Genomic DNA, 12,542 nt, shown 5'->3' with positions numbered 1-12,542 from the left:
TCACCACAGTCCTTCCCCGTTTAGTTTTCTGGACAGCTGATTGGTTGAGACGACCAGAATCAGGCTGATTAGCGAAGACAATAATCCTACGGCCGTCGCCATCCCGAAGTACCCCTGCTGCAAGCCGTTGCGGAGAATATACGTATCCAGCACATCGGCAACGCTATGATTGGCAGAGTTCATCAGCGGATAAATCTGATCCATTCCCACGGTAATTAAGCTTGGGATACTGAGAATCAGCACAATGGAGATGGTCGGCATGATTCCGGGAATTGTAATATGGCGGATCTGGGCCAGCTTGCCTGCACCTTCAACCTTGGCCGATTCATACAACTGGGGATCAATGGTTGTAATGGCGGCCAGATAGAGAATGGTGTTCCAGCCGGTCTCCTTCCATAAGCCGCTGAAGACAACGATTGGACGGAACCACTCCGCCGAGCCCAGGAAGAATACCGGGTCTCCCCCCGCCTGCCCGATGAACTGATTGACCAGCCCCCCGTCCAGCGTGAGGAAGGATTGCAGTATATAAGCAACTACGATCCAGGAGAAAAAATGCGGCAGATAGCTGACCGACTGGACGAAACGCTTGAACGCCGGCCGGGTCACTTCATTGATCAGTAGCGCCAGCAGGATCGGAGCGGGGAAGCCGCAGATGAACTTCAGCACCGAAATGTACAGCGTATTCTGAACTACGGTCAGGAACTGCGGGTCTTCCAGGAAGGTAAAGTTATCCAAGCCCGCCCAGGTGCTGTCCCAGATCGAGGTCCCAATCTGAAAATCCTTAAAGGCGACCTGAATGCCGGCCATGGGGATATAGCTGAACAGGAACAGCAGGACGACTCCGGGCAGGATCATCAGATATTGCCAGCGGTATTTATAGATTTTGTTGAACAATGGTCTCCCCCCTTGATACTTCTATCATAAAAGGAACTGCCACCCGCGCCTATATAACAGCGGTTGGATATCTATCGTTCTGATTTGTTCTTGTGAAGCGCTTACGGGCAGAGGAGGGATTAAGGAATACTACGGGCAGGACAGACGTGGCAGGCAGATGTGCCGGTGCAGCAAAAAGCGCATGCCGGATCATACCGGCACGCGCTTAATGGATGAAGCTGATTTCGTTGCCCGCTGACCTGCTTAGTTGAGCAGAACCTGCTTCGTAGCAATGTTCGTGCAAAATTCCTGGTCGTGTTCTACAAACAGGATGGTCGGCGCATACTCCAGCAGCAGCTCCTCAATCTGCATCCGCGAGATGACATCGATGAAGTTCAGCGGCTCATCCCAGATGTGCAGATGCACCTGCTCGCTAAGGCTGGCGGCGATCAGCACCTTCTTCTTCTGCCCGCCGCTGTATGCGGACATATCCTTCTCGAATTGCAGCCGTGAGAAATCCAGCTTCCGCAGGATGGCCTTGAACAGGCTCTCATCAATTCCTCTTTCTCTGGCATAATCGTTCAGACTGCCCTGGAGGTGCGAGGTATCCTGGGATACATAAGAGATGGCCAGCTGGCTGTCTCTTGCGAAGCGGCCGGTATAGCTGATGTCCTGTCCGCAGATCAGCTTCAGGAGGCTTGATTTGCCTGAGCCGTTGCTGCCGGAGAGGGAGATGCGGTCACCCTGTTCCAGAGTGAAGCTAACACCGGCGCATACTGTTGTATCCCCGTACCGGACCGCAACCTCCTCCAGCTCCGCCAATTGCTGCTTATGATAGGGAAGCTGTGCAATCTTCAGGCTCTCGGCGCTCTCCAGATTCCGCAGCAGCTTCGACTTCTCGGCGATGGCGGATTCCTGGCGCTGCTGAATCGACTTGGAGCGTTTCATCATCTTGGCGGCCTTGTGGCCGACATAGCCCTTATCCAGCTTGGAACCGGAGTTGGTGGTGCCGTTCTTGGATTTCTCCACTTCATGCGACCAGCCGCTGGTCCGTTTCGCCGAATCGGACAGACGCTTGATGTCCTTCCGCAGCTTCTCATCCTGCGCCAGCTCGAACTGGTCCTGCCTGGACTTGTTCTCCCACCAGCTGCTGAAGTTGCCCTTCTGGATCTCAATATTGGTCTTGTTGATCGACAGAATATGGTCCACACAGTTATCCAGAAAAGCCCGGTCATGCGACACCAGAATATACCCGCTCTTGTTGCGGAGATAGTCACTGACCAGCTTGCGGCCCTTCACATCCAGATGATTGGTCGGCTCGTCAATGAGCAGGAACTGGTTCTCGCGCGCGAACAGCGCAGCGAGCAGCACCTTCGTTTGTTCTCCGTTCGACAACGACTCAAAAGGCCGGTACAGCGCATCCTCACTCACTTTTAGCAGAGAGAGCTCGCGTATAAACTTCCAGTTCTCCAGCTCCGGGTCGATCTCATCAAGTATCTCCAGGGTCTGAACCGTCCGGTCAGCAATCTCATACGGGAAATATTCGAAGCCCACCTGTGCGGAGATCGTCCCGCTGTATTCATATTTGCCCAGAAGCAGGTTCAGGAAGGTCGTCTTGCCGCGGCCGTTGCGTCCGGTGAAGCCCAATTTCCAATCCGTATCCAGCTGAAAGCTCACATTCTCAAAAATATGTTCGTAAGTGCCCTGATAGGCAAAGGTTAAATTGCTCACATTAATCAAAGACATACATATATCCTCCTGTATTCACAAAAATAAAAGCTGCAAGAAGGTTCTCCTCCCGCAGCTCAAATAAACACAGCAAGCCTGTTCCCGGATACTTACCTCCAGGCAGACTTGAACAAGGATATTTGGACCAGAGTGAAAAGAGGCAGACCCTTCCTGCATATCAACCATAAATTGCGCGCTACAAATAACGCTTGTTTATTGGTCACATTACGCAAGAAATGTCCGCACGATACTCTTCAACTCCCGTCGCTTAATTAAGTGCATTTTAACAGAAGTTTTGCCGGAGAGCAACCCGCTGTCAGATTAATCCGTACTTCAGGAAGCAGTTATACAGTCCGTCGTCCTCTATCGAATCGGTGATATCATCAGCAATGGCCTTGAGCGGCTCGCGGGCATTGCCCATGGCAATCCCTACCTGGACATATTCCAGCATCTCCAGATCGTTAAGCCCGTCTCCAATCGCCATGCTGTCCTCCAGCGGGATATTCAAATGCTGCAGGACATCCGCAATAGCCGCAGCCTTATGAACGCCAGGCATCATCAGCTCTCCACTGTTCTCCCCGAAGATCGGGATGGAGCACTGAATTGCCGTGAAGCGGTCCTGTAATTCCTCCTGAATCTGCTGAAAGGGCAGGCTGCTTTCCAAGAAGCATACCTTATTAACGTCATCCAGATATAACTCCTCGTCCCCGTAAGTAAGTGTTGCGATATAGGGATGGGGTGACAGCCGCTTTCTCTCCTGCGCCTCTGGATCATTCAGCAAGTCTCCATAGATTCTGCGTTCCAGATGCGGCTGTAAATGGCGGCTGCCATGCAGCGCCGTATTGGATTCCAGGATGAAATCGACCCCGTTCGCGTTAAAATAATCGATCAAATGCTTCGCATCCTCGGGAGTCACTTTTTTATGATAAAGCATTTCGCCGCCGCTCTCCACATAACCGCCTGCTGCTCCAATCAACCCGTCGAACCCGATCTCCCAGATGTAATCATAGATTTCTGCCTTGGAGCGTCCGGTGCACAGGTACAGCAAATGCCCGTTCTTCCGTGCCTGCCTGCACGCCTGTATTGCCGATTCCGGGACAACTCCATTCTCCATGAGAAGCGTTCCGTCAATATCGATGAAAATAATCTTGCTGCTGGTCTGATTCATGTCCTCTTCTCCCCTTTGTATCGTCTTCCACTGAACTATAGGTTATGAAATGCGTTCCAAGTCAAGCGTTATTTCACTGGTGCAGCCCGATTCACTTATCCCGGATCTGTCCAAATAAATAGGATAGCGTAGCTAGCAAGCATCTTATCCCGTTGGAGGTACATAATGAGAACATTACAAGAATCCTTAACAAAAACAGCAAAAGCGGTGCTGCTCGGTACAGCTCTGACTCTGGCAGGCGGCACGGTGTTTACAGGTGCACAGCCGGTAGCTGCTGCATCTGCATCCGATGCCCAGGCTGTCTACAACCAGTTCCGCAAATACGTCAGCAATCCCGCAAGCCTGGCCCAGGCCCGCAAATACCTGATGAACCACATCTCCAAGGCAGGCTCCTGGTACGGCACGGTAATGACCCTTCAATTGGAGAATGCCCAGAGAGCGGGGCTTGAGCGCTTCTCTGAGAAGCTGTATCCAGAATCTGTGCAAAAGGCATTAATGGATGCTCAGATTAACAACGATATGACCTATACGGAGATTCTGAAGCGGGTGAAACAGCCTGCCGTCCGCAAGCTAATCGAAGAAATCTGGGATAAAGGCTACAAGCTGGAGAGCAGCGAAGGGATGTATTATCCGGTCATGCATTATGAAGGCTTCAAGGTATTCAAGCCCTATGTCAGCAAGGATATTGCCGCGTATATTGACATCATGGCAACGGAGAGCAACAAGCCGTCCACCTTCGATGCCGGTATCGTGATCACTTGGGATGAGCTGATCGGCAGAGCGGCCATCATGAGTGATTACGTCCAAGATTATCCGAAGTCAAACCGGGCCGCGGCCATCCGCAATGAAATGGCCTATACGGTTCCTCTAGTATTGCTCGGCTCGGATAATACACCGGCCTACGATTATGACACGATGGAACTGGACCCCGAGCTGCGCAGAGCCTATGATCAGGTTCTGATGGACGGGCCAGGCGATAACAAGGTGCTGAATATTCTAGCCAAGCTGATGCCGCTGCTGGATGCTGCCGGGAACAAGAAGACACCTGAGGTGGAAGCTTATCTGAAGCAAATTGTGGGACAGTATACGGAGCTGTGAATGGTTGAGATTTGAGTTGAATGACGTTGGCGGGTGAAAAGCTGGTGAGGCGGGTCTGCGGGGCAGAATGTGATCGGTTTTTCGATTACATTCTGTCTCCGCGCCCTCCAGCGCCGCAATGTAATCGGTTTTTCGATTACATTCGGGCCATACGCCCTCCAGCGCCGCAATGTAATCGGTTTTTCGATTACATTTGGGCCACACGCCCTCCAGCGCCGCAATGTGATCGGTTTTTCGATTACATTCGGCCTGCGAGCCATCAGACCGCAAAGAGGCTGTCCTTCATCAGAAAGGACAGCCTCTTGGTGTAACCGTTAAATCAGATCCGACTCCTTGGCGGCGGTAATGACTGCAGCGATACTCCCCCGCAGCTCATCTGCATTCCGGGCCTGGTGCGGATCAGCCGTATAAATGACGGCATCGGCCAGATATCCTTCGGCAATCCGGCCCAGCTCATGGCCCTTGCCGAGAATCACCGCGGCGTCCTCAGTGGCTGATCGCCACGCCGCAGCCCGGCTCAGCCCGTAACCGATCAGCGTATCGAGCTCCTGCAGATTATAGCCATGCAGCGCCGGGGTAGCATAATCGGTGCCGAAGCCCAGCCGGACGCCGGCTTCTCTGGCATACCCGATGGCCGCTGCATGGGCATCGGCCGCCCGGGCGGCGCGTTCAGAGATCACCGGCGGCAGCCCCAGCACACCCTTAGGATCGGCAGCGATCTGATAGATTGAAGCAGTTGGCACATAAGCAACACCAGCTTCGGCAAGTCTTCCGGCCTGATCCCGGGTCAGGAACATCCCATGCTCGAAGGATGCCACCCCAGCCTGTGCAGACCAGTCAATCGTTACCCCGCCCCAGGTATGGACCAGCACCTTCTTCCCATGCTCATGGGCATGACGGACGATGAAGGCGAATTCCTCCTCGGAGAAATTCGGCTCAATGACCTTCTCAGCCGGTGCGCCGAGACCGCCGGTGGCCATGATCTTGACCCAGCCTGCTCCGGTGGCATAGACCTCAGCCAGCCGCTTCTCCAGATGCCGGGTTCCCTTGGCATCGGCTGCACCCAGCATCGCGCTGCTGGTCTCTACCCGCAGCGGCTGCTGATAATGCTGCACCAGAAGCCGGATCGTCTCCGGCGGCAGGCCCCCGGCGTCGCGGGCTGTGGTCACGCCAGTCCGCAGCGTTGCCGCAAGGGCCTCAGCCTGCATCTTCTCCACCTCCCGTCCGTCCCGGGCCAGCTGATCGTCATGGTCGAAGTCCGTCCAGGCCAGATGCGTATGCAGATCGATGATACCCGGGCTGATCCATAACTTCTGGGGCGATGCCTCCGGGTGAGAAGTGTCCTGTCCCACAACTTCCGGCACATCCGTCCTCTCCAATGCCTCCCGATCCGGCCCGGCCTCCACCACCAAGGTGAAACGGCCATCCCGCATCTCAATATCGAACCGTTTCCCTTCGATACCCGCAATATGAATACCTTTGTAAGCCTGGAAGGCCGGTTGCTTCAGAATCATACCGGCTCCCCCCATACCTGCCGGACAGCCTGCACGGCCGCACCCGCATCCTGCTCCAGCAATCCGGCAAGTGTCTGAATCGCAGCTTCCACACCTTCGCGGCTGGCCTGGCGGCCAAAATGATTAATCCGCAGCAGCTGGCCGTTCAGCTCTCTGTCCCCGGGAGCCACAATGCCGATCGGCTGCCGGATCAGGAGCCGCTGTTCCCCATTAATTCTAACGGTGGTCGTCAGCGTGGAATAATGCCGGCTGTCCTTCTGCCACGGAGCAAGCCCCAGCGCCGTGATCCCGGCAATAGCTGAAGCTGCGGCCCGTTCATGCCGGCTGATTACCTGCGGCAAGCCCTCCTCGAATACAGCACGCAGCGCCTGAATCAGCGCTCTGGCCTCCAGCACCGGAATAAACGGCGGTACGCGAAGCGGCGCAGAGCCGTCCGGGGCGGGCCGCAGGTCCAGCAGAGACAGGATCGAATTGCGCGGCGCCCGGTCATTCGACTCCAGGAAGGCCCAGCCGCGCGGTGAAATGCTGACCGCACTGACCCCGTTGGGTCCGGCGAGTGCTTTTTGTGCACCAATGACCGCGAAGTCTACCTCCCATTCATCCACAGGCAAGGATTCTCCCCCGACCGCCGATACAGAATCCGTTACGGTAATCAGGTCATGCCTGCGGGCCAGCCTGAAGATCTCTTCCGCAGGATTAGAGCCGCCGGTAACGACCTCAGCCTGCACGAAGGACAAAGCCACCGGCTGGTACTGCTCAATCGCAGCAGCTACCTGCTCCACCGTGACCACCTGGTCAAAAGGCACCTTCACCTCCACCACATCCGCGCCTCCGCGCGTAAGCCATTGTCCAAACAAGCTGCCGTACGGGCCGGTCACTATGTTCAGGATCGTGCGGCCGGGAGCAGCAATTCCTGCAGCTACCGCTTCAATGCCTAATATTGCCTCGCCGGGGATGATGACCGGAGAATGCTGTGTGCCCAGTAGACTGGACAGCTCCTCCGTTAAGGTACTCAGCTCCGGTAGCGTGAGCGGTACAAACCCTGTATATTCAACGTTCATATAGACCTCCTGATGTTATGTTATGAATGATATTCGGGCATCTTCGGAACCGCAGACAGCAGCTCACGGCTGTATTCATGCGCCGGGCGCAGGAAGAATTCGTCTCTCGAATTCACTTCGGCCAGCTTCCCCTGGCGCATGACCGCAACCGTATCGCTGACAGCATGAATGACGCCCAGATCGTGGGAGATGAACAGCATCGTCAGATTCAGCTCTGTCCGCAGGTTGTGGAACAGCTCCAATACACTCCGCTGGACAGAGACATCCAGCGCACTGGTCGGCTCGTCGGCGATCAGCAGACTCGGCTCGACACTTAGCGCGCGGGCAATCGCAATCCGCTGGCGCTGTCCGCCGGAGAATTCATGCGGATACCTGTCCAGCGCCCTGGCCGGGAGCTGTACCTGCTCCAGCAGCTCACGGCTTCGGCGCTCCACCTGGGAGCGGTCAACAATCCGGTGGAACCGCAGGGCTTCGGCCAGAATCTGCCGGACTGAATGCCGGGGATTCAGTGAGGCATCCGGGTTCTGGAAGATCATCTGAATCTGCTTATGCTGCTCCTTACTCCGCTTCTTACGCAGCTCTACTGAGCCGAGCAGCAGCTGCCCATCATCCGGGGCAATCAGCCCGGCAATGACCCGCGCCAGCGTGGACTTCCCGGAGCCGGATTCTCCGACCAGCCCAAGGGTCGTATGCTGCGCCAGCTCCAGCGTGATATGATCCAGCGCGGTGTAATCCCCATATCGGACAGTAATATCCTTCACTTGTAATGCTGGTTCCATCATATGCCGCCTCCTTCCAGCTCCGGCAGAGGCAGTACGGAATCAATTAGCATCTGAGTATAAGCTTCAGCCGGATGCTGCAGCAGCGCCGGAGTCGCACCATACTCGACAATCCGGCCCTGCTTCATTACCGCGAGTCTTGCGCACAGATTCGCCGCAATCGCCAGATTGTGGGTAACGAACACCATGGCGAAGCCCAGCTCCTGCTGGAGATTTGTTATCGTGTCAATAATCTGGCGTTGCACCGTTACATCCAGCGCCGTTGTCGGCTCATCGCAGAGCAGAATGCCCGGCTTACACGCAAGCGCAAGCGCAATAACTACGCGCTGGCATTGCCCGCCGGAGAGCTGGCTGGGATAACGGTCTTTAGTAGCCAGAGAATCGGGAAGCCCGAGCCGCATAAGCAGCTCCAGCGCGATACTCCGCGCAGCCCTGAGGCTGGTCTTCTGTCTGTAATAGACGACCTCGGTGACCTGCTTTACCACCGGACAGAGCGGGTCCAATGAACCGCGCGGGTCCTGGAACACCATGGCGCTGACCGCCTTGCTGCGGATCGTCCCTCCGGTCTGCTCCACACCGCGCGGCAGAAGGCCGAGAATGGCGCGCAGCGTCAGCGATTTGCCGGACCCGGATTCCCCGACCAGCCCGAGGCTCTCCCCGGCAGCCAGCGAGAAGCCGACCTTATCCACCAGCACCTCTCCGGATGCCGCCGTGAGGGTTAACGATTCTACTTCAAGTACAGATGATGTGATCATGATTTTCTCCTCCAGATATCGGCCAGGCCATCGCCCAGCAGCGACAGCGCAATCCCTGTATACACTACAGCGAAGCCCGGAACGGCCGACAGCCACCACGCAGTGGTGATGAACGGTTGCCCGTCAGCGATCATCGTTCCCCAGTCCGGTGTAGGCGGCGCGATGCCGATGCCGAGGTACCCTAGTGTAACGATCGCTACCAGCAGCCCGATCATATCCGTCATCAGCACGACTACGGCTTGCGGCAGTACATTCGGCAGCAGATGGCGCAGGAGAATCCGGTGTCCGGGCAGACCCAGTGTCTGGGCCGAGGCAATCCATTCCTGCTTGCGGAAGGAGGCAGTCAGGCCTCTGACCACACGGGCAAACACAATCCAGCCTACAAGGATGAAGGTAATATAAATTCCCCGCTCCCCTGCACCGCTGGCGAAGGCCACGATAATGACGATCAGATAGAACGGGAAGGCAATAAACGCATCTGTAATCAGCGAAATCACTTTATCAGTCCATTTACCGTAATACCCTGAGATCATTCCCAATAGCACCCCTGTGCAGAACGGGATAATCTCGGCCAGAATCATAATCGCCAGATCCGTACGGGCGGCATAGAGCAGTCTTGTCAGCAGATCCCGGCCAAGCTGGTCGGTTCCGAGCCAATGGGCAGCGGACGGCGGCTGCAGGAACGCGCTCAGATTCTGCTCCGATGGATCATATGGACTTAAATATGGAACAAGCACAGCGAGCAGAATCAGGATGGCGAACATCAGGATTCCGGTCAGCAGCGATGGAGTTTTCACAATCCGCCGCAATGCGCTTGGTCTTGTGCTTTTTTCAGTGAGAATCGGTTCTGAATGTATATTATTCATAGTTGCGCCTTCGTTCTGGGATCAAGCCACCCGGAGATAATCTCAGTCAGCAGACTGATGATGACAACCGCCAGCGCGCAATACAGGGCAATCCCCTGAATCACAGGGAAGTCACGGCTGGAGATCGAGGTGAACAGCAGACTGCCGATGCCCTTAATCCCGAAGACCTGCTCTACCACCAGCGTTCCCCCGATCAGATAAGAGATATTAACGCCCAGCAGCATCAGGGTCGGCAGCGCCGAATTGCGCAGAACATGCTTGAACAGAATGACCCGGGAAGGGATGCCGGCCGCACGCAGCGTAACAACGAATTCGGACTCAAGTACCTCCAGCATCTGCGCACGCAGCGAGCGGACCAGCGTAGGTATCTGTGAAAAAGCCACCGTCACCGCCGGAAGCACCAGGCTGTGCAGCGTGGACAGCCCCCCTTCACCGCTTCCGCCTACAGGGAACCAGCCGAGCCGGACGCTGAAGAGCAGAATGAACAGCAGCCCTACCCAAAAGACCGGCATCCCAAGTGTAACCGCCGGGATAATGCGGATCAGATGATCCAGCAGCTTGTCCTTCTGTGTAGCTGCAAGGACGGCAAGCACAAGTGCCGCGGCAATAGCCAGCACAGAAGCCATTACAATCAGCAGCAGTGTGACGGGGGCACGCTGTGCAATCAGCTCACGGGTTGAGGTTCCGCTGACAATCGAATTGCCGGTGTCGCCTTGGGTAAACAGCGTTTGGATGAACCGGACGAATTGCTCCCATATAGGGAGGTCCAGCCCAAGGGTGTGATGCATCGCTTGCAGCGCTTCAGGTGTACTGTATTCGCCGAGTATCATTTTGGCAGGATCACCGGGCACAATCCGGATGAGGAAAAAGACCGCCGTCATTACGCAGAGGATAACAATTAAGGCCCTTACAAGGGCTGTTCCCAGCCACTTGTAAGAACCATTGTTTCCAGCTGCACCCGTCAGGGTCAGTCTGGGCTTCATCATTGGCCTATGCGGACATCTTCCAGACGGAGGCTGCCGTTAGGCAGAACCATCAGTCCTTCAACGGAAGAACGGGCACCGATCAGGATGTCAGGATAGTATAACGGAATGTACGGCACTTCATCAGCGAGGATCTGCAGCAGCTTACTGTAGATGGCGGCCCGGCCTTCACCGTCAGCTGTCTTTTGTCCCTCATACAAAAGCTTGGTGACCTCGCTATTCGTGTAATGGGTCCAATACGATTTGCTGAAGCCCTCGGGATCGGTCTGGAACGCTAGGATCGAGTTCGCTTCCGGGGAGTCCGCCTGGCCGCTGTTCAGCATCGCTGCGAAATCATAAGCGAAGAAGCGTTCCCGGAAGGTGGCCAGCTCCACGGATTCAATCTCGATCTTGATGCCGATGGACTGGCCTGCCGCCTGGATAATCTGGGCTTCCTGGGCCCGGGTGCTGTTGCCGGAGGCGATCAGCAGCTTGGTGGAGAAGCCATTAGGGAAGGCTGACTTGGCCAGCTCCGCCTTCGCTGCGGCGGTATCGAAATCCAGCGTCTTGAGCGTATCGTTGGCGTTGTAAGGAATCGTTGGCGGCAGCAGGGATTTCGCGGTCTGGGCATAACCGAAGGTCAAGGCTTTGGTCAGACCTTCACGGTCCAGCGCCAGCGCCAGCGCACGGCGGACATGGATATCAGAGAAATGCTTATCCAGTGTATTGAAGAACAGCTGCTCCGTAACCCAGCTGCCGTTCGTAGCTACAGTAGTATCTGCGCCATTCTTAATCTCGCCTGCATTCTGGAGAGACAGCGCTTCAACCGCATTCACCGATCCGGCCTTAAGCTGGTTGATGGCCTGGCTGTCATCCTGGATCAGCTTATAGACCAGCTTGTCGATATAAGGCTTGCCTTCCTTCCAGTAGTTGGTATTCTTAGTGAAGGTCACATCGCCTGCCGGGTCCCAGCTCTCCACAACGAACGGGCCTGTGCCTACCGGCTTCTTGAAGAATTCCTCTTCGCTTACGCCGCCGAAGTCCTTCGGAATGATGCCGTTCGAGAAGTTCGACAGCTCCGAGATGAAGGGGGTGTACGGTTCCTTCAGCGTGATTACCAGCGTCTTGTCGTCCTGCGCCTTAACTGTATCCACCTTAGCCGAGATTGCCAGCGGGCCGCCAACCTTCAGATGACGCTCCAGGGAGAACACTGCATCCGCTGCCGTGACCGGCGTACCATTCGAGAATTTCAAGCCGTCACGCAGGACGAAGGTGTACGTTAAGCCGTCTTCGCTGATCGTATGCGACTGAGCCAGCTGATCCGTAATCTCCCCCTTGCTGTCAAAAGCCACCAGCGATTCAAACACTTTATCAATCGCAAATGCGTTATTCGACGTAATCTGGTTATGCAGATCGAACGAAGTAACAGAAGCCGGACGGCCATAGACGAAGGTGCCGCCTGCAGCAGGCTCTGCCGGTGCTGCGCTCTGCGCTGCGGCCGGACTTGAGCTGGCCTGGGCGTTATTGCCGGATTCGGCAGGATTGGCAGACCCGGAGCAGCCGGATAGAAGCGAGACGAACAAGATGGCCAGCGTACCCAGCCCTGCGGTTTTGCGGAGTGAAGACTTTAAATTAATCACAGTGTGATCCACCCTTCCTATAAATCATATATGTTTAGTATGGATTGTATTATGGGACAGAGCTTCCCTTCTGTCAAACAAAAAATCAGCCGGGCCGC

The 12,542-nt window shown here is 55.6% G+C and carries 11 protein-coding genes; 1 reads left to right on the top strand and 10 read right to left on the bottom strand.

The window, feature by feature from the left end:
* From K1558_RS26540 to K1558_RS26530, 3 genes are all read right to left on the bottom strand, one after another.
* A complete protein-coding gene (locus K1558_RS26540; protein ID WP_238654981.1) occupies nucleotides 1–894 on the bottom strand; it encodes an ABC transporter permease in 894 nt (297 codons plus the stop codon).
* Nucleotides 895–1,137: 243 nt separating this feature from the next.
* On the bottom strand, nucleotides 1,138–2,619 hold the full coding sequence (locus K1558_RS26535; protein WP_238654980.1) for an Lsa family ABC-F type ribosomal protection protein: 1,482 nt from the start codon (nucleotides 2,617–2,619) through the stop codon (nucleotides 1,138–1,140).
* Between the two features lie 298 nt (nucleotides 2,620–2,917).
* Nucleotides 2,918–3,769, bottom strand: coding sequence for an HAD family hydrolase (locus K1558_RS26530; RefSeq protein ID WP_238654979.1), 852 nt, complete (start codon nucleotides 3,767–3,769; stop codon nucleotides 2,918–2,920).
* Between the two features lie 165 nt (nucleotides 3,770–3,934).
* Here K1558_RS26530 and K1558_RS26525 point away from each other — a divergent pair, with 165 nt between their 5' ends.
* Nucleotides 3,935–4,867 carry a hypothetical protein gene (locus K1558_RS26525; RefSeq protein ID WP_238654978.1) on the top strand — a complete coding sequence of 311 codons (933 nt, stop codon included), beginning with the start codon at nucleotides 3,935–3,937 and terminating at the stop codon, nucleotides 4,865–4,867.
* 314 nt (nucleotides 4,868–5,181) lie between these two features.
* On the opposite strand, the gene K1558_RS26520 is transcribed toward K1558_RS26525, so the two are convergent.
* The 7 genes from K1558_RS26520 to K1558_RS26490 are packed head-to-tail and all read right to left on the bottom strand — an operon-like array spanning nucleotide 5,182 to nucleotide 12,444.
* A complete protein-coding gene (locus K1558_RS26520) occupies nucleotides 5,182–6,381 on the bottom strand; it encodes an amidohydrolase family protein (protein ID WP_238654977.1) in 1,200 nt (399 codons plus the stop codon).
* Entirely contained in the window at nucleotides 6,378–7,442 is a 1,065-nt protein-coding gene (locus K1558_RS26515; RefSeq protein ID WP_238654976.1) for a pyridoxal-phosphate-dependent aminotransferase family protein, read from the bottom strand. The genes K1558_RS26520 and K1558_RS26515 overlap by 4 nt, the downstream gene beginning before the upstream one ends.
* 20 nt (nucleotides 7,443–7,462) lie before the next feature.
* The gene (locus tag K1558_RS26510) at nucleotides 7,463–8,224 is read right to left on the bottom strand and encodes an ABC transporter ATP-binding protein (RefSeq protein ID WP_238654975.1); all 762 of its coding nucleotides are present in this window, start codon (nucleotides 8,222–8,224) and stop codon (nucleotides 7,463–7,465) included.
* The gene (locus K1558_RS26505; protein ID WP_238654974.1) at nucleotides 8,221–8,976 is read right to left on the bottom strand and encodes an ABC transporter ATP-binding protein; all 756 of its coding nucleotides are present in this window, start codon (nucleotides 8,974–8,976) and stop codon (nucleotides 8,221–8,223) included. Before K1558_RS26505 ends, K1558_RS26510 begins: the two co-directional genes overlap by 4 nt.
* Entirely contained in the window at nucleotides 8,973–9,842 is an 870-nt protein-coding gene (locus tag K1558_RS26500) for an ABC transporter permease (RefSeq protein WP_238654973.1), read from the bottom strand. The genes K1558_RS26505 and K1558_RS26500 overlap by 4 nt, the downstream gene beginning before the upstream one ends.
* Nucleotides 9,839–10,828, bottom strand: a complete 990-nt coding sequence (locus tag K1558_RS26495) for an ABC transporter permease (protein ID WP_238654972.1) — start codon at nucleotides 10,826–10,828, stop codon at nucleotides 9,839–9,841. Before K1558_RS26495 ends, K1558_RS26500 begins: the two co-directional genes overlap by 4 nt.
* The gene (locus K1558_RS26490; protein ID WP_238654971.1) at nucleotides 10,825–12,444 is read right to left on the bottom strand and encodes an ABC transporter substrate-binding protein; all 1,620 of its coding nucleotides are present in this window, start codon (nucleotides 12,442–12,444) and stop codon (nucleotides 10,825–10,827) included. Before K1558_RS26490 ends, K1558_RS26495 begins: the two co-directional genes overlap by 4 nt.
* Nucleotides 12,445–12,542 lie beyond the last annotated feature (98 nt).

The organism is Paenibacillus piscarius (assembly GCF_022234545.1).
GTDB lineage: Bacteria > Bacillota > Bacilli > Paenibacillales > Paenibacillaceae > Paenibacillus_AQ > Paenibacillus_AQ piscarius.
The sequence above is the reverse complement of the archived record's forward strand: the minus strand, read 5'-3'. Positions and strand labels throughout refer to the sequence as shown.